The sequence below is a fragment of the Tateyamaria sp. LSS28 genome (assembly GCF_059611725.1).
Map to the genome: position 1 here is coordinate 147403 of NZ_JCAPFI010000001.1, position 23310 is coordinate 170712.

The following is a 23310-nucleotide window of genomic DNA, read 5'->3' on the forward strand; positions in this document are numbered from 1 at the left end:
AGTTTTCTAGCCCAACGGTCCCCGCGGGGCCAAGCGCAAACTCTAATGCGCGGGCGCGTCGACGGGGTCCAGCAGGCTGCGGCCCCCGTCCACGGTCATGATCTCGCCGGTCATGAACCCTGATCCATCCGATGCCAGGAACTGCACTGCATCCACCAATTCCGTCGGGCTGGCAATGCGATGGAGGGGGGTGTGCCCCTCGATATTCTCACGCCAGTCGGGGTTGTCGCCGATCGCCGCCTTGAGCGATGCCGACATGACCGACCCGAAGGCAACGGCATTCACACGGATGCGTTTCGGCGCCAGGGCAAGCGCCATGGAGCGGGTCATCTGCTCCAACCCGGCCGAGGCGATGGAGTATCCCAACAGTTCAGGGCGGGTCTGATGCGCGGCGATGGAACTGAGGTTGACGATGGACCCAACACAGGTTGCTTCCTCGTTGTCCTTGGCCTGTTTTATCATACGACGCGCAACCTGCTGGCTGAGCCGCAGGGCGGTCATCAGGTTCTGTTCGAGCAAGGTTTCGACAGAGGTGTCTTCGGTGTCCAGTGCGTCGGTTTCCATGACTTGACGCGATGCATTCACAAGAATGTCGATCTGATCAAAAGCATCAATGGAGGCCGAGACCAGATTGGCGATGGTCAGTCGTTGCCGCAGGTCGCCGGCGAAGTACCGGATGTTCCCCTCTTCCGCGACATCACCCAACTCTGCGTGCAGCCGCTTTTCATCCATATCGGCACACATCACGTTCGCACCGCGATCCGCAAAATGCCGCGCGATGGCGAGGCCGATGCCATTGGCAGCACCCGTCACAATCGCTGTCTTGCCATTGATGGAAAAGGACATGGGGCTACCCCTTGTTTTTCTTTGGCCGTTCGGCTCGCACCAGTTTGAACCGCGCATCGCCGTCCAGATCAACCACTTTGGTGAAATGGGACGCAAGGGCATCTTCGTAGGGCAGGTGACGGTTGGCGACCATCCACAGCGCCCCGTGGGGACGCAGGATGCGCGCCGCATTGGCAATGAAGGCCCGCCCGAGGGACGGATCGGCGCTGCGCGACTTGTGGAAGGGCGGGTTCATAATGACCGCATCGACCTTTTCAGCCGGTGACCATACGGTAGCGTCCGCCCAGTGAAACTGCGCGCGAGGGTCCGTCACATTGTGGCGGGCGCATTGCAGGGCCATGTCGTGTGCTTCGACAAGGTGTACGGCTTTGACACCACGGGTCAGGACGTGCGCCGACAGATAGCCCCAGCCTGCGCCCAGGTCGGCGATGGTGCCTACCATCGCTTCGGGCAATGCCCCCACCAGCAATTCAGAGGCGGGATCGACCCCGTCGGCAGAGAACACACCCGGCGCGGTCCAGAAACCGCCGGGATGCAGTTCTGGGCCACGGGCCCAGTCGGAAAAATCGGCACCACCGGCCATCCAGTAGATCTTGCCATGCGCCTTTGAGATGGGCGCGCCCACCTCGACGCGCTTGCGCAATGCTTTCAACATGGAATCTGCGCCGTCGGTCTTCTGCCCATCCACAATCACCGAGCCATCGGTTTGTGCCATGGCACCTGCGACGAGCGATTGCGCCTCGGCCCGGGCACGGGTCAGGCAGACGATGCTGGCGGCAAAGCGAGTATCTTTGGGCAGTTCAGGAGAGACGGTGTAGCCCATCCGTTCAAACCGGTCGCACACCATGACCAAGGGCGACACGATATGCACGCGGTCCTTGGACAGCGCTGACAAATCAGCATCCTCGGACGGGTGCAGAACGGCCACGAGGCCATCGCCCCATGCGTCCATCGCATCGAGCGCCAGAGGCAGACGATCACCTAGCACGTAGGCGGCCTATTCCTCTTTTTCCATTGTGCATTGCAGCGGATGCTGATGCCTGCGGGCAAAGTCCATGACCTGTCCCACTTTGGTTTCGGCAATCTCGTGGCTGAAAACGCCCACAACGGCGAGCCCCTTCTTGTGCACGGTCAGCATGATCTCGAACGCTTGCGCGTGATTGAGGCCAAAAAACCGTTCCAACACGTGCACCACGAATTCCATGGGCGTGTAGTCGTCGTTCAAAAGCAGCACCTTGTAGAGCGGCGGGCGCTTGGTCTTGGGCTTGGTTTCGGTGACAATGGCGGTATCGCCATCCTCATCCGCCGGACCTGCCGACTTGGGTGCCATCATGTGCATGTCAGACTGCATGCGCGTCCTCATAAACGGGAATCTCTTGGTGAGCTTGGATCACCCTATATAACGCAAGCGCGTATTTAGGAAAGAGGGCGGTGCGGGAATGTCGCGTCATGGTGATCCCAATGGGCTTTGAAACCGCGTGTATCGCGTTCGATGCAGACGACACGCTTTGGCACAATGAGCGCGTGTTCAAGCTGACGCAGGAGCGGTTTGCAGAGCTGCTGGCCCCGCACGCAGATGTGCCGGACTTGGATGCGCAATTGCTGGCTGCCGAACGACGCAACATTGGGCATTATGGCTTTGGCGTCAAAGGTTTTGTGCTGTCGATGATCGAAACGGCGCTTGAGGTCACCGAGAACAGGGTGCCCGGGGATGTCATTGGCGATCTAATCGCGGCCGGTCAGGAGATGCTGCGCCATCCCATTGACCTGTTGCCCCATGCAGACGAGGCCGTCGCCCGGGCTAAGGAACATGGCCCCGTTCTGCTGATCACGAAGGGCGATCTGCTGGACCAGGAGCGCAAGCTGGCGCAATCCGGTTTGGGTGATCTGTTTGACGGGGTCGAGATCGTGTCGAACAAGACCCCGGCTGTCTATGCCCGCATATTCGACCGTTTTGGTGGCGCAGACCGCGGCATGATGATTGGCAATTCGATGAAATCCGATGTGCGCCCGATGATCGATGCGGGCGGTTTCGGTGTTTTTGTGCCCCATGATCTGGCCTGGGATCTGGAGGCTGCCGATGCCCCCGAAGGACACCCGCGATACGCGGCCTTGCCTGATTTGGGCGCCCTGTCCGACTTTCTGAAAACGCGGCGGTAGACCGCCGCCACATTCCTGCCACAATCGCCCTTTTGGGGCCATGCGTTGCCGCATCCCCCACATGTTGTTTGATGCGAGTGCAGAAAAACGGAAACGTGAGCCGCATCAACACTTTATCGAAACTGCGACCTGTGCTAGCTTCGCGGCAATTACAAAAAAGGTCAGTCGAATAATCGACGGCCAGAGGCAGACATAGGCAGGTTTACCGTGAAGGTTCGGCGCGCACAGCCGGCCCGGCTAGGGCTTATTATTTTTGCATTGTTGTGGATGGTGGTCATTGTGCCCGCCTCTGTCATGGCTGCACCTTACGCGGCGTTCGTAATGGACGCCCGGACGGGTGAAGTACTGCATTCTCGCAACGCAGACACGCAGTTGCACCCCGCATCGCTGACCAAGATGATGACGCTTTACGTCGTCTTTCAGGCCGTTGAGCGGGGTGAGATCACCATGGACACCGAGGTGAAGGTTTCAAGGAAGGCCGCCGCCGAGGTGCCATCGAAACTGGGCTTGCGGTCAGGATCGCGCATCAAGCTGCGCTATCTGGTCCGCGCCTCTGCCGTGAAGTCGGCCAATGATGCGGCCACGGCCATTGCCGAGGCCATTTCAGGATCCGAGGCCGCGTTTGCGCGCCGCATGAACCGGACGGCCAAATCGTTGGGCATGACCCGCACGACCTTCAAGAACGCCCATGGTCTGACCGAGAGTGGCCATATGTCCACGGCCCGCGACATGTCGACCCTTGGGCGGCACCTGCTGTATGATTATCCGCAGTATTACAACCTGTTCTCGCGCACCTCGACCAATGCGGGGATCGCCACAGTGAACAACACGAACCGTCGCATGCTGGCCAACTACAAGGGCGCGGACGGGATCAAGACCGGTTACACCCGTGCTGCCGGTTTCAACCTTGTTGCGTCGGCCGAACGTGGGAATGAGCGCATCATCGCAACCGTCTTTGGCGGCAAGTCCACCGCGTCGCGCAATGCCAAGGTTGCAGAGCTGTTGGACCTTGGGTTCCGCCGTGCGCCCAGCCGTGCGCCGCTGCGCAAACCATCCAAACCCAGCTATGTGCCCGGGGATGAGCCCATCATCGTTGCAGGAAACCAGGATGCCCCACGAGGTGCTGGCAAGATCATTCGCCTGAGCGGCGCGGTCAAGACAAGCTATCGCCCAAAGATGCGTCCTGGCAGCGCGGCCCCTGTTCTGGTGGCAGAAGCGCCAGTCGCCTCGACCGTTTTGCCGGATGACATCCAGACCGCTCTGGTCGCGGCGCAAGTGTCCGAGACAACGGCACCAGCGGCCGCCACTGCGGTCTCTGCCGCGTTGGCACCGACAGTCCGCCCAGAAGCGCGACCAACCCAGGTTGCGTTGAAAGCAGAACCCGAGGTCGTGACCCGTGTGTCCACGTCCGGGGGCCGCCATTGGGGTGTGAACGTGGGTCGTTATGGCAGCCGCTACAAGGCCGAGAAGGTGCTGTTGCAGACGGCATTGACCGAGATGTCATCGCTGGATGGCAGCTTGCGCAAGGTCGTCCGCCGGCCCACCGGGTTTGACGCCAATTTCATGGGCATGACCCGTGATGGGGCCGATCTGGCCTGTCGTCGCCTGCAATCGCGCAACATGACCTGCTTCATGATCGGGCCGCAATCCTAAGCCCAATTGGCTGGATCAACGTTCAGCAGCTTGGACAACTGTTCGTAAACCTCTGGTTCTGCGGCCATGAGCGCGTGCGGCCTTTCAAAGAACAGTTCGACCACAACGGCAAAGAATTCTTCATGGCTGGTGGCACCATAGGCGTCGATGGCCGTGCGGCGTCCGGCCTGCGTGTTGGCGACATGGCGGTCATAGGCTTCGACGATCACCTGCGCCCAGCGGGCAAAGCTTTGGCCTTCTGCCATGGGCGGGGCACCGTCGGTCTGGCCCGACAGGTCGTCCAGTTGGTGCGCGAATTCGTGCAGCACCACATTCAGTCCGTCGTTGTCGTTCAGCCCGCCCTGCTGCACGTCCCGCCACGACAACACAACGGGGCCGCGTGACCAGCTTTCGCCGAGGCGCACCACCTCTTCCTGGGTCACAACATAGCCATCCTGCGTGGTCTGTTTGGATTTGAACGCGCCGGGATAGATCAGCACGGTCGTCAGGTTCTTGTACCAGGCATCCGTCCCCACAACGAGCAGAGCCGCCTGCCCTGCAATGCTGAGCGCGATGTCGTCCGTCACTTCAAGCCCGTCGCAACCCACCAGATCGACCTGGTTGAGGAAGAGCGCCACCTTGCCCTCGAACGGTTCCTTGAGCGTTGGGGGCAGTTTGCGGATCAGGGGCACCTGCACCCGGATGATACGCCATTCGGCATCTGTCAGGCGCGAGGCGAGCACTTCTTGCTGCCACTGCCGTTTCGACCATGCGCGCCACGCCAGCACACCACCGATCAGTGTGAGAAGCCCGAGAAACAGGATCATTCTTTCGCCGCCTTTCTGATCCATCGAATAAAGTCTCGCAGCGCAGGGCGCAGAACGCCGGGGCGCGTAACGAGATGATACCCGGCGCCATCGACCGCATCCTCGTGCAGGACAACCAGCCGTCCGGCTGCGATGTCAGCAGCCACAAAGTTGCGAACCGTGACGGCAAGCCCCTGCCCGTCTCGCGCACCATCAAGCATGAGGTTTCCGGGCACCTGCGTCACCGGGCCCCTTGGCATATCAGCAGCACCGCGCTGGGACAGCCATCTCGAGCTTTCCGTGGTCCCGATCTCTTCCAGCCACGGCAATGCACCAAGGCTGGACGGGTCGGACACATCGCGCCCGGCAACAAGGTCGGGGGCCGCGACCACCACCATCGATGTCGGGACCAGAAGCTCGCTGTCGAGCCCATCCCATCCACCAACGCCATAGCGGATCGAAAGATCGACACCGCCCGGCGACAACTCCACGATGTCCGATGTCGGGTTGAGCACAAGGTTGATCTCGGGATGTTTCACCCGGAACTCGGACAGGCGCGGCATCAACCAGGCAGAGGCAAAGCTGGGCGTGGGCGAGATATGCAGCGGGCGCGCCGCCTCTGCCCCGGTTACAAGTGCCACGGCCCGGGTGATGCTGGCAAAACCGTCAGCGCAGCCTTGGGCCAGAATTTCTCCATCGGGGGTCAACCGCATGGCCCGCCCCGAGCGATCAAAGAGGCTCACACCCAAATGCGCCTCAAGCGCGCGAAGCTGTTGGCTGACAGCGGCATGGCTGACCGACAGCGCCTGCCCCGCCTCAACCACGCTGCCCGTATCCACATAAGCGGCAAAGGCCCGGAGGGCCGCCAGAGGGGGAAGGCTGCGCCATTCCATATGTCAGTTCAGCTTACACATGAGTATTCCAATTGAGTCGCATAAGGAGCGCGATGGATCAATATATAATCATGTTCCTTAACCGCCCAAGAGGTGTTCCATGCTCAACATCTATGCTCAAACTTTCATGACAGCAGCCCGCCAACGGCGCTGTATCCGGGTTAACCTCCCCAAAACCCGCTGGTGGCAAGGCAAACGCACCAAATGCATCGATCTGGAACGGCTATGAACGCGCTCGTGCGGCGCTCAACCGAGACGAACACGATCAAATGGGGCGCGTCGGTCATCCAGATCTTCGGCTATGGCGCAACGGCCATCGGGCTGGCGCCCCTGAACATGTATTTGTTCCTGGCCGGGCTGATCGGCTGGCTGATCGTGGGCTGGCGCTGGAACGACATGGCGATGACGCTGATCCATGTCATCGCATTGGCCGCCATGGTGATCGGACTGGCCTTGGCCTGAAGAGACGGTGGGCGGGGTGTCGTTGACCCAACCGGGGCAACGCACGTCGCCCTCCGTCAATGCGTGGCTTGCAAAAGCAGGCGGGTGTAGTCGGTCTGGGGCCGTTCAAACAGGTCCTCGGCCACGCCCTGTTCAACGATATCCCCCTGTTTCATCACCAGCATCTTGTGGCTCATCGCGCGTACAACCTTGAGGTCATGCGAGATGAACAGGAAGGCCAGCCCGTATTTTCGTTGCAACCCGCGCAACAGCTCAACAATCTGTACCTGCACCGTCATGTCGAGGGCTGAGGTCGGTTCGTCCAGCACCACCAACTTGGGCCGCAGCACCATGGCGCGCGCAATGGCGATGCGCTGGCGCTGACCGCCGGAAAACTCGTGTGGATAACGATCCATGGTCATGGGATCGAGGCCCACCTCGGTCATCACCTCGGCCACCACCTCGCGCGCGCTGCGCCCATCATCAATGCCGTGTACACCCAACCCTTCGGCAATGATCTGCATCGCCGTCATCCGGGGTGACAGAGACCCGAACGGGTCCTGGAATACGATCTGCATGTCCTTGCGCAACCGCCGCAGCTCGCGCACGGACCACGCACGGATGTCCTGCCCCATATAGACGATCCGCCCCTCGGACGAGATCAACCGCATGATGGCAAGCGCCAACGTGGTCTTGCCCGATCCGCTTTCACCCACGATGCCCACGGTTTCGCCCGCGTGTACCCTGATGGTGGCGTCGTTCACCGCCTTCACATGACCGACCGTCTTGCGCAGAAGACCAGCAGTGATGGGAAACCAGACTTTGAGGTGTTCTGTCTCGGCCACCAGTTCCGCGTCCTGAGGCACGGGAGACGGTTGACCCGTCGGTTCCGCGCTGAGCAGCTTCTGTGTGTAGGGGTGCTTGGGCGCGTCGAAAATCTCTTTCGTCGGGCCGGTTTCCACGATCTCGCCATTCTGCATGACGCAGACGCGATCCGCGATGCGCCGCACGATGCCGAGATCGTGGGTGATGAACAGGAGGCCCATGCCTTCGGCCGCCTTGAGATCCGCCAGAAGATCGAGGATTTGTGCCTGGATGGTGACATCAAGCGCCGTCGTAGGTTCATCGGCGATCAGGACGTCCGGCTTGTTGGCCAGCGCCATGGCGATCATGACGCGCTGGCGTTGCCCGCCCGACAGTTCGTGCGGATAGGCATTGAGACGGCTTTCTGCGTCCCGGATGCCGACTTTGTCCAGAAGTTCGAGAATGCGCGCGCGCGCCGCATCCCCGGCGATCCCCTGATGCAGAGCGAGGCTTTCCCCCAATTGCTTGGCAATCGTATGCAGCGGGTTCAGCGATGTCATGGGTTCCTGAAAGATGAACGAGATGTCATTGCCCCGCACCTTGCGCAGCAGCCGTTCGTCCGCCCCGATCATTTCCTGATCGTCATAGGTGACGGAGCCGGTGACTTCAGCGCTGTCGCCCAGCAGGGATACGGTGGAGAGGGCCGACACCGATTTCCCCGACCCGGACTCGCCCACCAGCGCGACCGTCTCACCCCGGTCCACATGGAAGGACACGCCCTTGACCGCCTCGGTCAGTTGCCCGTCCTGGCGGAAGCCGACGCACAGGTCTTTGACTTGGAGTAGCGCCATTAGGAGAAAGTCTTTCTTGGGTCGAACGCGTCGCGGATGCCTTCGAAGATGAAGATCAGCAGGCTGAGCATCACGGCGAACACGGTAAAGGCGGTGAAGGCAAGCCACGGGGCTTGCAGGTTCTGTTTGGCTTGCAGCGTCAGTTCCCCAAGCGAGGGGGCAGAAGACGGCAGGCCGAACCCGAGGAAGTCGAGCACGGCCAGGGACGAGATGGTGCCCGTGATGATAAACGGCAGCATCGTCAGCGTCGCCACCATGGCGTTGGGCAGCATGTGCCGGAACATGATGGTCAGGTTGCTGACGCCCAGCGCCCGGGCCGCGCGGACATATTCGAGGTTCCGGGCGCGCAGGAATTCTGCGCGCACCACACCCACAAGGCCCGTCCAGCCAAAGAGGATCAGAAGGAACACGAGCAGCCAGAAACTTCGCCCCAGGATCGCGAACATGATGATGATGACATAGAGGCTAGGGGTGGAGGACCATATCTCGATGATCCGTTGGAAGATCAGGTCGGTGCGTCCGCCGAAATAGCCCTGGATCGCGCCCGCAATAATGCCGACGAACGCACTGGCCCCCGTGACAACCAGAGTGAACAGGACAGACAGCCGGAAACCGTGGATCACGCGTGCCAACACATCGCGCTTGGTCCCGTCCGTACCAAGCAGGTTCTCTCCATTGGGTGCCAGCGGGGCAGCACCCGGGCGGTCCACAGCGGTGTCGAAGCTGTAGGGAATGAGGGGCCAGATGGTCCAGCCCTTGGTGATCGCTTCGCCGTCGATTTCACCGTCTTGCGCGTCTTCGATCACGCCCTCAGGGTCATCGAAACACGTATCCAGCCCGCCCGATACGATCAGGCACTCGACCTCGGGATCGCGGTAACTCGCCTCGGTCCGGAAGTCGCCACCAAAGGCGGTTTCCGGGTAGAAGTTCCAGATCGGGGTGTAGAATTCGCCCTGATACCGTACGAGGATCGGTTTATCGTAGGCGATCAGTTCGGCCACCAGCGACAGTCCGAACAGGATCGAGAAGATCCAGAGGGACCAGTAGGCGCGGCGGTTCTTCTTGAAGTTCCGCCAACGACGCTGGTTCAGCGGCGACAGGGAGAAGAAAGGTCGGCGCGGGGCTGGCACCACTGCGGTTGGCGGGGTGTCCGTATCGGTCACGGGGTCTGGCATCGCCATCAGCCCTCCCTCCGCTCAAAGTCGATGCGGGGATCGACCAGCACGTACATCAAGTCCGAGATGATACCCACAAGCAGCCCCATGAGGCCAAAGATGTAGAGCGTGCCGAAAACGATCGGATAGTCGCGAGCCACCGCCGCCTCGAACCCGAGCCGCCCAAGCCCATCGAGCGAGAAGATGGTTTCGATAATCAGGGAGCCGCCAAAGAAGACGCCAATGAACACTGCAGGGAAACCCGCGATCACGATCAGCATGGCGTTGCGGAAGACGTGGCCATAGAGCACGCGGCGCTCTGACAGGCCCTTGGCGCGTGCGGTCATCACGTAAAGCTTCTTGATCTCGTCCAGAAAGCTGTTCTTGGTCAGCAGAGTCAGCGTGGCGAAGGCCCCGATTGTACCTGCCAGCACCGGAAGAGTGATGTGCCAGAAATAGTCGACCACTTTGCCCAAGGCGCTGAGGTCATCGAAGTTGTCAGAGGTCAGGCCGCGAAGCGGGAATATCTGGAAGTAACTGCCGCCCGCAAAGAGCACGAGCAGCAGGATGGCAAAGAGGAAGCCGGGGATGGCGTAGGCCGCGATGATGGCGCCGGACGTCCAGGTATCAAATGGCGTGCCGTCCTTGACGGCCTTGCGGATGCCGAGCGGGATCGACACGAGATAGGCGATAAGCGTGGACCAGAGCCCCAGAGTGATCGACACGGGTAGTTTTTCGATAATCAGGTCCACAACGCTGATAGATCGGAAGTAACTGTCCCCGAAGTCGAACCGGGCATAGTTCCAGATCATATTCAGAAACCGCTGTATGGGCGGTTTGTCGAACCCGAACTCGCGTTCCAGTTCCGCGATGAACTCAGGCGGTAGCCCGCGCGCGCCGACATAGGTGCTGTCGGATGCGGTATCGAGTTCGTCGGCTCCCGCATCATTATTGCCCCCGGCAAACCCACCAAAGACGTCGCCCCCACCCTGGGCCCGCGCAATGGCTTGTTCCACAGGACCACCGGGCACGAATTGTGTCAGGGTGAAGTTGACCAAAAGGATGCCCAGCAAGGTCGGTATGACCAAGAGCAGCCGTCGCAGAATATAGGGGCCCATTGCCTTACCTCAGCGCGCCGGACGCTTTGAGGGCAGCGGCCTTGTCTTCGTTCACCCACCAGAAATCGAGGTAGCCCAGGTTGTAAGGCGGGATGACCGGCGGATGTTCGTACATATCGTAATAGGCGACCCAGTGGTTTGGGTTGTACCAGACGGGCACCATGAAAAACTCGTGCCGCAGCGCTCGATCAAGCGCCATCATTGACGCGGTTTCTTCTTCTTGCGTTTCTGCCCGCAGAGACACTGCGATCAATTTGTCGATCAATGGGCTGGCGAGTCCGGCGGGGTTGAACAGGGAAAACGCAGCGTCCTCGGACCCGAACCGTTGCTCAAGTCCCGTACCTGTACCGATAAAGGCCGAATAGCTGTCATAGATAAGGTCATAATCGCGGTCGCGCTCACGCGAGGTGAATTGCGATGGGTCCACACGTTCCAACGTGATGTCGATGCCCATATCGGACACATTCGACACAAAATTCTCCATAACACCGGTCAGCGTTGGCGATGCGGAGCTGTTGAACAGGAAATTCAGCGTCAATTTTTCACCATCTGCATTGCGACGTAACCCATCGCTGCCGACCTCCCACCCTGCATCATCAAGCAAGCGCATGGCCTTGCGCAGGTTGCGGCGGTCGCGCAGGGTTTCGGGATTGGATGTATGTGGCATACGCGCGGGTTCTGTCAGCATCTCCTCTGGTACGATGTCGCCCAGAGACTGCAAAATCTCCAACTCGATACCCGTTGGCGCATCGGTGGCCATGACGGGCGTGCCTTGGCTGAAGGAGGCGCGCTGTTTGAATAGGCCATATTGCAGGCTTTCGTTGGTCCATTCAAAATTGTAGCCAAACGCCACTGCCTCTCTGACGCGGCGGTCTTTCAACGGGTCCGAGGCGAGGTTGAAGATGATACCGGTGGGCGTGGGCGGCGCGCCGTCTCTAAGTTCCTTTTGCACTACGGCACCTGATTGCACCTTGGGGAAGTCGTATTGCGTGGCCCAGATACGGCTGTCGCCTTCGGCGCGGAAGGTGTATTCGCCTGCCTTGAAGGCTTCGAACGAAGCAGCGCTGTCGCCGAACATTTCAACCCGGAGGCTGTCAAAATTGTTCCGCCCCACATTGAACGGCAGGCCGTCGCCCCAATAATCCGGATTGCGCTTCAGTACGATACGGCGCGAGATATCGACGTTATCGACCATGTAGGCGCCAGAACCCGGCGAAATGTCGAGACGGGTTTCGTTCAGCTTGGCGCCTGTTTCCTCGTACCACTTCTTGGACCACGCGGGCACGCCCCCCACTTGTTCGATCAGCGTCCGGCGCGAAACGCCGTCGGTGAAGTAGAATTTGATCGTGTGATCATCAATCACCTCGACCTTGGGGATCAGCTTGCGCACCGCATCTGCGTAGGACTTGAACCCCTGATCCAGCAGCAAGTTGTGGCTAAAGGCGATGTCGTGTGCCGTGACCGGTGTGCCATCCGAAAAGCGTGCCTCGGGCCGCATGTAGAATTTGACCCAGGATTTGTCTTCTGGATACTCCAGCCGTTCGCAGAGCAGGCAGTAGTATTCACCGTAGGTGTCTGCCGGGGCCGCACCGCCGCCCGGTGCCTCGCCCAGCAGGCTTTCATACATGAAGATTGAGAAAGCATGTGCGCGGCCCTGACGCGCATAGGGATTCATGGAATCCAACGTCCCGACAAAGGCGATCGCCAATTCACCGCCCTTGGGGGCATCCGGATTCACATAGTCGAAATGCGGGTAGTCCGCTGGATATGTCAGATCGCCATAGAAGGAGTACCCGTGCGACGAGATGATGTTCTCATCCCCTTCCGCCCGCGCCGTGCCGGACAGAGCCAGCGATACCAACAAGCCAAGGATCGTCAGACCGCCCCACAGGATGTGTTTGTCCCGCGTCTTACTTACACGGGCCCGTGCTTGGGCATGTCTGCGGTTGGGTTGCATTGGTACTCTCCTGTTCGTGGCATTCAGGGCCGTCTTGTCGTTGGAGGTAAGCTAAATGCCCAACATGCCAATATGCAACTTGAGATTCCGTGATCACGATGCCCGGCATGTGAGATCATTGAAACAATTGGCAAGAAAAAAGCCGCAGGCGAGGTGCATGCGGCTTTGACTTGGTTAGATTTTGAAACAATCAGTCTTTGATGGTTTCGAGATAGGCAATCAGGTTGGCGCGATCTTCGATGTCGCGCAGGCCGTTGTAGCCCATGGACGTGCCGGGCGCATAGCTGCGCGGGTTTTCCAAGAACCCGTTCAAGTGCTCAGGTGTCCAGGTGTCAACCGCTGCGTTCAACGCACCCGAGTAACCAAACCCATCCGCGGCCTCGACCGCGCGTCCGACAATACCATGCAGGTAGGGACCCGCACCGTTTGCACCGGCTTCAAGCTTGTGACACGCGCTGCACTGACGGAAAACGCGTGCACCTGCCCCTGCATCCGCGGCTGCGTAAACGTCTGCAAAGGCCACCTCGACCACCTCTTCTGCACCCTCGTCAGCGCCGGTGTCGATGACATACGCTTGTTCGCCGTGACCATCGACATGGTACAGCTCTTCCGCGGCCCATTTGCCGAGCAAAAGCACCAGCAACGCACCACACAGGCTGGCCGCAATCTTGGTAAAGGTCATGGTGTCGAACATTTGGCTTCCGATTCCGTGGCTTTTGATATTGTTCCGGCGGGTATCTACGGCTTCCCCTTGTCACTGGCAAGGTATAGAAAGCGCGACCAATCGCCCTGCCCGACCGAAGTGCAGCGGCCCGGCAGCAAAGGACAAACGATGTCGACACGGATTGCGTTCCAGGGTGATCTGGGCGCCTACGGCCACGAAGCCGTTCTGAAAGCCCGGCCAGATGCCACTCCGGTCCCCTGCCATGCCTTCGAAGATGTTATTGCCGCCGTGCGTGATGGCGCCGCTGACATGGCTATGCTTCCGGTGGAAAACACCACCTATGGGCGCGTGGCCGATATCCATCGCCTGCTGCCCCAAAGTGGCCTGCATATCGTGGATGAGGCGTTTGTTCGGGTGCGGATCGCGCTGATGGCCCTTCCGGGTCAGACGCTGGACGATATCTCGCTTGTTCGCGCACATCCCGTTTTGATCCCGCAGGCGCGCGCTTACCTTGATACGCATGGTATTGCGGCCGAGGCAGCGCCAGACAGTGCAGGTGCTGCGGCCGCCATCGCAAGGGAAAGCGAGAGGGGCGTCGGCGCACTGGCGTCTTCGGTGGCTGCGGATATTCACGGTCTGAATGTCCTTGCCCGCGATATCGAGGATCAAGGGCACAACACCACGCGCTTCTTGCTGATGGCGCCCAAAAAGGACACGGCGCGCCGCGCCGACACCATGATCACCACGTTTGTCTTTGAAGTGCGGAACATTCCGGCTGCGCTCTACAAGGCCATGGGTGGATTTGCGACAAATGGCGTGAACATGACCAAGCTGGAAAGCTACATGGTCGGTGGCGCATTTACGGCCACGCAGTTTTACGCCGATGTCGAGGGACACCCCGACGATCCTGAGCTGGCACGGGCACTTGAGGAGCTGGACTACTTCACCAACCGGCTCGACATCCTTGGGGTGTACCCAGCAGCGCCCGGTCGGGATTGATCACGGGTCGGTGGGCGGGCGCCTTTGACCCGCATGGGTCAAACAGAGCCGCACAACGACAAGATCAAGCAGTGCGTTCCAGACGCTCTTCGAGCCCTTTGGCGTAGTCTGCAACCCGCAGCTTGAAGCGCTTCGTCAGTGACGTCTTGGCCAGTTTCAACGACTGTATGAACAGCCGCGTGGACAGCGTCAGGGGCACAATGTCCAGTGCCAGCGCCATGCGCGTCCGGGTGCGTGACAGGGCCAGCAATTCGACTGAAAAGGTGCCGCTGATCCCTGCAGATGTGATATCGAACACCATCTCATTCGGCGCGTCGTAACGCGTAAGCTCAAGGTCCATTTCACGCCGACGACCACGCATCTTGAAATACACTTTCCAGCGCATGCCGACACCGGCCTGTGTCAGAGGGTCCACGCGCTGAACCTCGGCACCGCGGCGCATCGCCTGACGTTCGAAACCGTCAAAATCGTTGAGGGCTGCGAACACCTTGTCGATATGCGCAGCCACGTCTTCCCGGGCCGAGAGCTTCATTTCATATGCCTGTTATTTCCCGGATTCAGTCTCCCCTCAATCAAGGGTGTCCGCAAGCCAGTTCTCAAGTAAAAAGTGTGCAATTGCCCCTTTGCGTGCGGGCAGGACGGTTTTGTGTTCGCCTGCGAAGATCGCAAGCATCTCTTCGCGCGTGACCCATATGGCGTCTTCGATCTCGTTCGGATCGATCGTGATGTCGCGGGTTAACGCTTCGCCTTGACAGCCGAACATCAACGAAGCCGGAAACGGCCATGGCTGGCTCGAAAGATATTCAACCGGGCCCACACGGATGCCCGCTTCTTCAAATACTTCGCGTCGCACTGCCGCTTCGAGGGTTTCGCCCGGTTCTACGAACCCGGCCAGCAACGAATACATACCCTCCGGCCATCCGGGCGACCGGCCCATCAGGACCGAGTTCCCATGGGTGATCAGCATGATAACCACCGGATCCGTGCGCGGGAAATGATGTGCGCCACAAGAGGGACAGGTGCGTTGCCAGCCTGCTTGGGTCATCTCCGACGCCGCGCCACACTTGGCGCAGAACCCGTGGGTTTCGTGCCACCCAAAGACGGCTTTGGCTGTCGCCGCGAGTTCGGCGTCGCGCGGCGACAGCCATGTCATGGTGCGCCGCAATTCAGCAAAAACCTCATCTTCGGCACAGGCAGGGTGGTGTTGCTCTGTCGGGTCCAGAAACCCGCCTAACGTGGACAAGTCCAGATCATCTGGTGCCCAGCTGGACACGTCCAAGGCAAAGCGCGGCGCGCCATCTTCGCTCCCAAGAAACACGGCAGTTTTCATGTCTGCGACTTCACAAGCGGGGTGATCCATCGCAAGGCGCACCACAGATGCCGGTCGGGTACGTTGGATCAACGGTTTGCCACGCCAAATCAGAACCGCGCGCGCCGTTGGGTCAGCCAGCGCCCCGGCGATAGCCTCGGCATCGCCCCGCATCTCTGCCGCCCGGTCGAGGTGGGACCCCCCGAATGTCACGGTCTCAGCATGTTTCATGCCTGCCCTCGCATTTTCTTCATTTGCGCCTTGCTTGGCATGCGCCGGACGGTGACGCAATGGGACGGCGTATGGTCCAACGCGGATGTTTCCGAACCAGATGTTCTTTTTTGCTTGCCTTGAACTCAACCGTAGGGTGCAAGTTGCAATATGACCTTGCCGACCGCTTGTTTACGCATCGCCGCCACATCCGACGTCCATATGCACCTCACCGGATGGGATGCACTGCGCAACACCCACACGCAAACCAAGGGTATGGATCGATTGGCGAACCTGATCCAAGACGCGCGCAGGACGGCTGCCGGCGGTTTTATTCTAGTCGATAACGGGGACGCACTGCAGGGTACTCCACTGGGCGATATTTGCGTGGATGCGCCAGAAAACCATCCTTGGCCAGCCATTCTAAACGCTCTGAACTATGACGCTGTCGGCCTCGGCAACCATGATTTTGATTTTGGGCTGCCGTTCCTGAACCAAGTGATGGGTCAGGCCCATTGTCCTGTGCTGTGCGCCAATGAGACAACCAATGCTGTCACATGTGCTGCCCCCTTCGCCATCGTTGAACGCAATGTCCTCTGTTCAGACGGTGAGGGTCGCCTGCTGCGTGTCGGGCTAACATCGGTCCTGCCGCCGCAAACCGCCGTGTGGAACCGGCGTTGCCTGGACGATGCAGTGCAATTCGAAGGCGGCGTCGAAGCCGCTGGCAAAGCAGTCTCAGCCTTGCGCGACGCAGGTGCGGACGTTGTTGTCTTCTTGTGTCACAGCGGACTGAACGACGGCGTCGATTCGACTGGCGAGAATTTTGGGGCGGCGATTGCTGCAGATGTGCCCGGGGTCGATGCAATGATCCTGGGACACACCCATCTGCGATTTCCTGGACCAGACCACTCAGGGCTCGACGGGGTGGATGCCGTCAACGGCACAGTGTTTGGTGTGCCAGGGGTGATGCCGGGACACGGAGGTACAGAACTGGGCGTGATTGATCTGACGCTGGTGCATGGGCGTAACGGATGGCAGGTCGACGGGCATGCAGTGCGGCGTTCTGGTGTCCGCATCGGTGATCCCCAGGATCAGACATTGGTGAATATCACCAGCCCTTTGGTTGAAGCCGCGCGGATGCATCTGGACAAGCCAATCGGGACGACACCCGAACACTTGCACACTTGGTTTTCGATGCTGCGCCCGTCCCCGACAGAAGCGTTGGTCGCGCGAGCGTTATCAGGCACGATTGCCAAAGCTGTCGCTGGCACGGACCTCGCCAACTTGCCCGTTCTGGCAAGTGTTGCACCGGCCGCACTGGGTGGCAGGGCAGGCCCGGACAACTATGTCAACATTCCATCAGGCCAATTGTGCGAACGTCACGTAGCCATGTTGTGCCCTTATCCCAATACGGTTTGGGCTGCTGTCCTAACCGGCGCAGACCTGCAGGACTGGATTGAGCGCAGCCTCGCCTTTTTCAATCCGGTCGATGGCGAAGGCGCTGCTTTGGTGAACCCTGACACTCCGGCTTTCAACTTTGATGTGTTGCATGGAACGGAGGTGGAGGTGGATTTGCGCGCACCCGCAACGTTCGAAACCAATGGTCATCGCGTGCTGCCAGACGCATCTCGCGTGAGACAATTGGCGTATGGAGGCCAATCGGTGCACCGGCAAGATCGCTTCGTGGTCGCCATGACCAGTTATCGTGGTGCCGGTGGAGGTAATTACCCTGGCATCGGTCCGCAGACAGAGATTGTGCAGACGAATGTGGAAGTGCGGCAAGCACTGCGGGCTGCAATGGCCGGGGACATACAGTCGGCCATTGTACCTGGCTCGGACCCTTGGAGATTCACGCCTAACCAAGGCGTTCGCCGCATCATCCAGACATCACCGGTGGCAGAGGACTATCTGTCCTATATCTCGGACTTTGATCCGCGACCCTTGGGTTTGGACGAAAGCGGGTTTCTTCAGGTCCAAGTCTCGATATGACTAATTGTGCACCTCTTGCGCCGGATGGGTGCCCGCTTTATATGACCTCTTGAGAGGTTGGCGCGGGCAGGCGCCTCGCCAACCCGGTCAGATCCGGAAGGAAGCAGCCGTAACGAGCCCCGCTTGGGTCGTTGTCAATCTCTCACCAAAGCGCAGCGTGGTGCGCGTCGGCCCGGCAGCGCATCTGAAAGGCGCGGGAGGGCGTTCGCCAACAGCGGACTAATCCTCAAGCAACACTGGCCAGATCGCTTTGTTCCGGCGCGAGAATGCGCCGAGATGTCCGACGCTTTTAACCCCATGGTCCCGTGGATCGATGACGACCGGTTCAGTCCCATAGACCTTTGCCAGCCTTGCCACCTGCGGCGGTGGGATCAGATCGTCGTCAGTGAATGCGTGCAACCGCACTCTCGCACTGCTTTGCCAATTCGGGGCCGGCAGGCTTGGACCAATATCCGCATCGTAGAACGAGCGCGATGTGCACCATTTGCGCCATTGCCAGAACACGCCAGATGGCAAGTCTTCGCCAAAGCGAAGTGATTTGCCGGGCATGTAGCCACAGATCAGCGTTGCCAACGGGCCCATGGCAAACCAAAAATTCAGCGCCAGCGCGCGGTAGGGCCACGGGTGATCGTTGTGATGCACCATACCAGATGCCACACCGATGACGCGTGCGACATCGTCCATTTCCGGCTGGTTCGGCAACAACATCGCCCCAAGGGAATGCCCAATGACCCACAGCTTGGTCTCCGGGGCTTCGCGGCGCATCGCACGGCGGGCGGCGACCTGATCGCGGATACCCCAGTCCGTCATGTCAGCCTGCACCCGGCGCATCGGCCCCGCATAGGAGCGCCCAAGGCCGCAGTGGTCATAGGTCAGCACAGCCATCCCCCGTTCCGCAGCCAACCAGCGCGCGAAATGGGTGTAGAAAGTCTGCGGCACACCCGTAGCACTGTTTAGCACCACCGCGGCGAAGGGACGTTGCTTTGGTCGATACATCCGCCCGACCAATTCTGCGCCGTCCTGCGTCTTGAAAGCCAGTGACCGTTCGGTCACCGCACGTTGAGTTGGAGCCGTATCGAACATGGAGCATCTCCTTGTAGCAGCGCTAGACCATTTGGTCTAATTGCAACGCTGGACCAATCGGTCTAATGCTGTCAAGATCAAAGAATGAACGACCGACCACTTCCAACCAAGGATCGCCTGATCCTGTCAGCCGCCACATTGTTCCGCACACGTGGCTACCACGGCGTGGGGCTGGCCGATTTACTGGCCGATGCCAAGGCGCCCAAGGGGTCCCTGTATCACCATTTCCCCAATGGAAAATCCGACCTTGCCATGGCTGCGGCCACGTCGGCGTCGGACGAAATGCTACGCCTCATCGCGGCGAGCTTTGACGGCGCCGAAAGCTTCAATGACGGCGCAAAGACACTGTGTTTCAAGCTGGCCAAACTATTCGACATTACGGGCTGGGACACCTGCCCCATCGCGGCCACTCTGTTCGAAGGCCCAGACAACGAAGATTTCCGGGACCATGCCAGCCACATCTACGAAGGCTGGATCGCCGAGGTTCAGGACCACGCCGCGCGGCTGGGCCTGAGTCCAGAGGAGGCGCAGGCCAAATCGGAACATCTGTTCATGCTGATACAAGGTGGTTGGGCACTGGCACGGGCACGGCGCAGTTCCGACGTTATCCGGAAGATGACGGATCGGCTGTAACAACGCCGATGGCACCGGCATTTTCCAAGTCACTTGAATCGATATGCAAGCGCAGCGATCCCGCGCCTGATCTGACAGCAATGGTGGACGCCGCCCGCCCTGCCCCGTAGTGTCCACAGGTCACTCCGAATCCGCGCGAAGGCCCATGTCAGAAGAGACCCAGAAATATCAGGTGCTGGCCCGTAAATACCGGCCCGAAACCTTTGCCGACCTTGTCGGTCAAGATGCCATGGTGCGCACGCTAAAAAACGCGTTTGAGGCGGACAGGATCGCGCAAGCCTTTGTGATGACTGGGATTCGTGGGACGGGTAAGACGACCACGGCCCGGATCATTGCCAAGGGGATGAACTGTATCGGCCCCGACGGCGAGGGTGGACCGACAACAGAACCCTGTGGGCAGTGCGAACATTGCGTGGCGATCATGGAAGGGCGTCATGTCGATGTGCTTGAGATGGACGCTGCCTCGAACACATCCGTGAATGACATTCGCGAGATCATCGATTCCGTCTACTACCGGGCCGCATCCGCGCGCTACAAAATCTACATCGTCGACGAGGTGCACATGCTGTCGAACAGTGCGTTCAACGCGCTGCTGAAGACACTGGAAGAGCCGCCCGCCCATGTGAAGTTCATCTTTGCCACCACCGAGATCCGCAAGGTCCCGGTCACCGTTCTGTCGCGGTGCCAGCGGTTTGACCTGCGTCGGATCGAACCGGAGGTGATGATTGCCTTGCTGCGCAAGATCGCCGGCGCCGAAGGGGCCGAGATTGCAGATGACGCGCTGGCGTTGATCACGCGGGCGGCGGAAGGGTCGGCGCGGGATGCGACCTCGCTTTTGGATCAGGCGATTTCCCACGGTGCCGGTGAGACAACGGCCGATCAGGTGCGCGCCATGCTTGGCCTTGCTGACCGGGGTCGCGTGCTGGACCTGTTCGACATGATCCTTAAGGGCGATGCGGCCGGGGCCTTGACCGAGTTGGGGGCGCAATATGCCGACGGAGCCGACCCCATGGCGGTGCTGCGCGATCTGGCCGAGATCACGCACTGGACCTCGGTCGTGAAGATCACGCCTGAGGCTGCTGACGACCCGACCATTTCGCCCGACGAACGCAGCCGGGGCCTGCAGATGGCGGAAACGCTGCCGATGCGCGTGCTGACGCGCCTTTGGCAGATGCTGCTCAAGGCGTTGGACGAAGTGGCAAGTGCGCCCAACGCGATGATGGCTGCCGAGATGGCGATTATCAGGCTGACCCATGTGGCGGACCTGCCCAGCCCCGGTGATCTGGTGAAAAAGCTGCAGGACAGCCGACCGCCTGCCGCGCCCGTTGGGAATGGTGGCGCCACAGGCGCAGGAACGCCATCGGGCGCGCAGGCAGTGCAGCAGGCCCAGACACGGATGGCTACGAACCCATCGGCCCATGGGCAGGCAACCGCTCTGGCGCAGGACCCGGCCGAAGCGCTGGCCCGCTATCCTACCTTTGAACATGTGATTGAACTGATCCGGTCGAACCGGGATGTGAAATTGCTGGTCGAAGTCGAAACGACGCTTCGTTTGGCGGCCTATCAGCCCGGGCGGATCGAATTTCAACCAACCGAGGACGCGCCGCGGGATCTGGCGCAGCGTCTAGGTGCCCGACTGCAGCTGTGGACCGGCAACCGTTGGGGCGTGTCGATTGTCAGTGACGGCGGTGGCAAGACAATTGCCGAGGTGCGCGATGCCGCCGATCTGGAGCTGAAGTCCAAAGCTGAAGCACACCCGCTGGTGCAGGCGGTCATGGAGCAGTTTCCCAAGGCCAGGATCACCGCAATCCGCACACCCGAAGAGATTGCGCAAGAGGCCCATATCGAAGCGCTGCCAGAAGTGGACGATGAATGGGATCCCTTCGAAGAGGACTGATGCACCTCCTGTCCCCGCGGGGACAGGGTTACGGGCTTGGAATCGCTGCAACTATTTTTCCGAACGTCCTGTGGGCAGATGTCTGCGACAAGGTGCGCCCCTATTGGGACGGAACCCATGTCAATATGTTCGAAGAGGTCTTTGGTCAGCTTTCAAAACCATTCACAGCAATCCTAGTAGGTCTTTCGATTGCTCTCGTTTTGCAGAAGAAACTGAAACTTGTGCTTCTCGGCGTGCTCATCATCTCTGGATATGCCTTGCTGTTTGTCGATCCGCTATTTCTGGATGACGCGCGATGGCAGGCGAAGCGTGAGGGCTGCATAGGTAATCAAGAACTTTGGTGGGCCGTGCTCGCAGCAGTTGCTTTGTTTGGCTTGTTCCGCATGGGTCGCACTGTTTTGAGGATGGCAAAATGAAATCGGCATACTTCCTTTTGCACCTCAGCATTTTGCCCCGAGCAGCCATGGCTGAAGTCTGTGACAAGGCGCGCCCCGGTTGGGACGGTGCGCCCGTGGGCGCGGTCGGCGAAGCGATCAGCCTTTTTCTATCGCCAGCCGGCGTTGCCTTGTTGTTGCTGTCGCTCATTGCGCTGCGACTTCGCCACCAGTGGGCAGGCTTGGCCGCGGTGATCCTGTGGACCGTGTTCATCACTGTCGTCACCATGGCGGACCCAACGGGTGTCCGGGGACTGGCGATGGTTGAAGGCTGCATTGGTCCACCCACCTTGTTCATCGTGGCCGTCGCTGCGATATGTGTCGGGATTGTTTTATATACGAAGCCGCGGAAAAGCGGCACAGATGGATCGGAGAGTTAGATGTTCAAGGGACTTGGCGGGCTTGGCGATATGGCCGGGATGATGAAGAAGGCCCAGGAAATGCAGACCAAGATGGCCGAGATGCAGGACGAGTTGCACAACGTCATGGTCACTGGCGAAAGCGGCGCAGGTCTGGTCAAGGCTACAGCCACGGCCAAGGGCGAATTGACCGCGCTCGACATCGATCCATCGATCTTCAACGGCGACGACAAGGAAGTGGTCGAGGACCTGATCCTTGCCGCCATCAAGGACGCGCAAGCCAAGGCGCAAGAGCGCGCGCAGGAAGAGATGGGCAAACTGACCGAAGGTCTGGGCCTGCCACCGGGGATGAAATTGCCGTTCTAGGACGCTTTGGCATCATGCGCTTGCAGCGGTTCTGATGCTGAGGTTGCCTCGGTCGAGCGCTGGCGCAAATGTCTACGCAGTCCGAACAAGAACGCCAAAAACACCATGTAAATGGTGAATGTCAGGCTTAGCCGTTTGACCCCCTCGCGAAATGTGAGGGAGCGTTCGCCCCGATCTGTTGGCCGCGTCACACCATGTTCCGCGCCGTCTGCGTCCTCGCTGCCGCTGACTGCGCTATCACTGCCTGAGCACGACGCGTCAACCGCCTGATCAAGGCGCACAACATGGTCACGCAAACCTTCATCTACGGTCACCCCCCGACCGCTTGCCAAGGCAAGTGCGGTGTCGATTACGGCATGTGCCGCGCGGGCATCTCGACGCCGTGCGTCCTGTGACAGGGTTCGCTTCACCACCTCTGGTGACATCTGCGCCATGGCCCGCGCCAAACGGTCCCGTTGGTGAACAGACACGTTTCCGCCGCCGTCAAGGACAGACAGCAGCGTCCCATTGGCAACCCGCAAGGGGACCGGATAGGCGCACGCCAGTGCCGTACTGTGCCACAGCAGAAGTGCAGTCACTGCAAGCGTTGATCGGGAAAGAGAGCGTTGCATTTGCCTGTTTTCATTGCTGATTTAGCACAGGCTAACTTCATTTCATTTCGAACTGGTGAACCGCAATAGACCCTTTTTGTTCTGCCAAAAGCGC

The 23310-nt window shown here is 59.9% G+C and carries 24 protein-coding genes and 1 other RNA gene; 11 read left to right on the forward strand and 14 right to left on the reverse strand.

The genetic code is table 11. The features are described from left to right. Nucleotides 1-42: 42 nt before the first annotated feature. Genes AC53L6_RS00825 through clpS form a run of 3 tightly spaced genes read right to left on the reverse strand, consistent with a single transcriptional unit; the run spans nt 43 to nt 2197 of the window. Nucleotides 43-846 (reverse strand): SDR family NAD(P)-dependent oxidoreductase, encoded by an 804-nt coding sequence (locus AC53L6_RS00825; protein ID WP_496906457.1) that lies wholly within the window; start codon nt 844-846, stop codon nt 43-45. Between the two features lie 4 nt (nt 847-850). Beyond that, nucleotides 851-1834 (reverse strand): class I SAM-dependent methyltransferase, encoded by a 984-nt coding sequence (locus tag AC53L6_RS00830; protein ID WP_496906458.1) that lies wholly within the window; start codon nt 1832-1834, stop codon nt 851-853. 9 nt (nt 1835-1843) lie between these two features. Further along, the gene (clpS, locus tag AC53L6_RS00835; protein ID WP_299208534.1) at nt 1844-2197 is read right to left on the reverse strand and encodes an ATP-dependent Clp protease adapter ClpS; all 354 of its coding nucleotides are present in this window, start codon (nt 2195-2197) and stop codon (nt 1844-1846) included. A 110-nt stretch (nt 2198-2307) separates the two neighbouring features. On the opposite strand from clpS, the gene AC53L6_RS00840 reads away from it, so the two are divergent. Further along, a complete protein-coding gene (locus AC53L6_RS00840) occupies nt 2308-3006 on the forward strand; it encodes an HAD family hydrolase (protein ID WP_496906459.1) in 699 nt (232 codons plus the stop codon). A 207-nt stretch (nt 3007-3213) separates the two neighbouring features. Continuing rightward, complete coding sequence (locus AC53L6_RS00845; RefSeq protein WP_299701914.1) at nt 3214-4659, forward strand: D-alanyl-D-alanine carboxypeptidase family protein; 1446 nt, start codon at nt 3214-3216, stop codon at nt 4657-4659. On the opposite strand, the gene AC53L6_RS00850 is transcribed toward AC53L6_RS00845, so the two are convergent. Together AC53L6_RS00850 and AC53L6_RS00855 are read right to left on the reverse strand one after the other, a co-directional pair. Beyond that, the gene (locus AC53L6_RS00850; RefSeq protein ID WP_496906460.1) at nt 4656-5465 is read right to left on the reverse strand and encodes a M90 family metallopeptidase; all 810 of its coding nucleotides are present in this window, start codon (nt 5463-5465) and stop codon (nt 4656-4658) included. The genes AC53L6_RS00845 and AC53L6_RS00850 overlap by 4 nt on opposite strands. After that, nucleotides 5462-6337 carry a LysR family transcriptional regulator gene (locus AC53L6_RS00855; protein WP_496906461.1) on the reverse strand — a complete coding sequence of 292 codons (876 nt, stop codon included), beginning with the start codon at nt 6335-6337 and terminating at the stop codon, nt 5462-5464. Before AC53L6_RS00855 ends, AC53L6_RS00850 begins: the two co-directional genes overlap by 4 nt. A gap of 225 nt (nt 6338-6562) precedes the next feature. Between AC53L6_RS00855 and AC53L6_RS00860 the strand changes: the two genes are divergently transcribed. Continuing rightward, nucleotides 6563-6799 (forward strand): DUF6552 family protein, encoded by a 237-nt coding sequence (locus AC53L6_RS00860; protein ID WP_299599837.1) that lies wholly within the window; start codon nt 6563-6565, stop codon nt 6797-6799. A 56-nt stretch (nt 6800-6855) separates the two neighbouring features. On the opposite strand, the gene AC53L6_RS00865 is transcribed toward AC53L6_RS00860, so the two are convergent. The 5 genes from AC53L6_RS00865 to AC53L6_RS00885 all read right to left on the reverse strand — a co-directional run bounded on the left by AC53L6_RS00865 (nt 6856) and on the right by AC53L6_RS00885 (nt 13356). Next, nucleotides 6856-8433 (reverse strand): ABC transporter ATP-binding protein, encoded by a 1578-nt coding sequence (locus tag AC53L6_RS00865; protein WP_299599838.1) that lies wholly within the window; start codon nt 8431-8433, stop codon nt 6856-6858. Further along, a complete protein-coding gene (locus AC53L6_RS00870; protein WP_496906462.1) occupies nt 8433-9614 on the reverse strand; it encodes an ABC transporter permease in 1182 nt (393 codons plus the stop codon). The genes AC53L6_RS00865 and AC53L6_RS00870 overlap by 1 nt, the downstream gene beginning before the upstream one ends. Then, entirely contained in the window at nt 9614-10705 is a 1092-nt protein-coding gene (locus AC53L6_RS00875) for a microcin C ABC transporter permease YejB (protein WP_496906463.1), read from the reverse strand. Before AC53L6_RS00875 ends, AC53L6_RS00870 begins: the two co-directional genes overlap by 1 nt. Before the next feature lie 4 nt (nt 10706-10709). Then, entirely contained in the window at nt 10710-12662 is a 1953-nt protein-coding gene (locus AC53L6_RS00880; RefSeq protein ID WP_496906464.1) for an extracellular solute-binding protein, read from the reverse strand. 190 nt (nt 12663-12852) lie between these two features. Then, complete coding sequence (locus AC53L6_RS00885; protein ID WP_496906465.1) at nt 12853-13356, reverse strand: c-type cytochrome; 504 nt, start codon at nt 13354-13356, stop codon at nt 12853-12855. Nucleotides 13357-13494: 138 nt separating this feature from the next. On the opposite strand from AC53L6_RS00885, the gene AC53L6_RS00890 reads away from it, so the two are divergent. Continuing rightward, a complete protein-coding gene (locus AC53L6_RS00890) occupies nt 13495-14325 on the forward strand; it encodes a prephenate dehydratase (protein WP_299208554.1) in 831 nt (276 codons plus the stop codon). Nucleotides 14326-14389: 64 nt separating this feature from the next. On the opposite strand, the gene AC53L6_RS00895 is transcribed toward AC53L6_RS00890, so the two are convergent. Next, on the reverse strand, nt 14390-14857 hold the full coding sequence (locus AC53L6_RS00895; RefSeq protein WP_496906466.1) for an SRPBCC family protein: 468 nt from the start codon (nt 14855-14857) through the stop codon (nt 14390-14392). Between the two features lie 36 nt (nt 14858-14893). Beyond that, a complete protein-coding gene (gene nudC, locus AC53L6_RS00900) occupies nt 14894-15865 on the reverse strand; it encodes an NAD(+) diphosphatase (RefSeq protein WP_496906467.1) in 972 nt (323 codons plus the stop codon). A 150-nt stretch (nt 15866-16015) separates the two neighbouring features. Between nudC and AC53L6_RS00905 the strand changes: the two genes are divergently transcribed. Together AC53L6_RS00905 and ffs are read left to right on the forward strand one after the other, a co-directional pair. Further along, entirely contained in the window at nt 16016-17833 is a 1818-nt protein-coding gene (locus AC53L6_RS00905; RefSeq protein ID WP_496906468.1) for a 5'-nucleotidase C-terminal domain-containing protein, read from the forward strand. 50 nt (nt 17834-17883) lie between these two features. Beyond that, nucleotides 17884-17981, forward strand: an RNA gene (gene ffs, locus AC53L6_RS00910) — signal recognition particle sRNA small type. Between the two features lie 71 nt (nt 17982-18052). Here the strand turns inward: ffs and AC53L6_RS00915 are convergent. Next, nucleotides 18053-18916, reverse strand: a complete 864-nt coding sequence (locus AC53L6_RS00915) for an alpha/beta hydrolase family protein (protein WP_496906469.1) — start codon at nt 18914-18916, stop codon at nt 18053-18055. An 84-nt stretch (nt 18917-19000) separates the two neighbouring features. Between AC53L6_RS00915 and AC53L6_RS00920 the strand changes: the two genes are divergently transcribed. The 5 genes from AC53L6_RS00920 (at nt 19001) to AC53L6_RS00940 (ending at nt 22605) form a co-directional block, all read left to right on the forward strand. Then, complete coding sequence (locus AC53L6_RS00920; protein WP_299208564.1) at nt 19001-19549, forward strand: TetR/AcrR family transcriptional regulator; 549 nt, start codon at nt 19001-19003, stop codon at nt 19547-19549. Nucleotides 19550-19694: 145 nt separating this feature from the next. Next, a complete protein-coding gene (locus tag AC53L6_RS00925; protein ID WP_496906470.1) occupies nt 19695-21446 on the forward strand; it encodes a DNA polymerase III subunit gamma/tau in 1752 nt (583 codons plus the stop codon). Beyond that, on the forward strand, nt 21446-21862 hold the full coding sequence (locus AC53L6_RS00930; protein ID WP_496906471.1) for a hypothetical protein: 417 nt from the start codon (nt 21446-21448) through the stop codon (nt 21860-21862). Before AC53L6_RS00925 ends, AC53L6_RS00930 begins: the two co-directional genes overlap by 1 nt. Nucleotides 21863-21909: 47 nt before the next feature. Next, nucleotides 21910-22260: a hypothetical protein gene (locus AC53L6_RS00935; protein WP_496906472.1), complete on the forward strand. Its 351-nt coding sequence runs from the start codon at nt 21910-21912 to the stop codon at nt 22258-22260. Continuing rightward, complete coding sequence (locus tag AC53L6_RS00940) at nt 22261-22605, forward strand: YbaB/EbfC family nucleoid-associated protein (RefSeq protein ID WP_189368109.1); 345 nt, start codon at nt 22261-22263, stop codon at nt 22603-22605. Here AC53L6_RS00940 and AC53L6_RS00945 read toward each other — a convergent pair. After that, entirely contained in the window at nt 22602-23183 is a 582-nt protein-coding gene (locus AC53L6_RS00945; RefSeq protein WP_496906473.1) for a hypothetical protein, read from the reverse strand. The two genes, AC53L6_RS00940 and AC53L6_RS00945, sit on opposite strands and share 4 nt — an antisense overlap. Nucleotides 23184-23310: the final 127 nt, after the last annotated feature.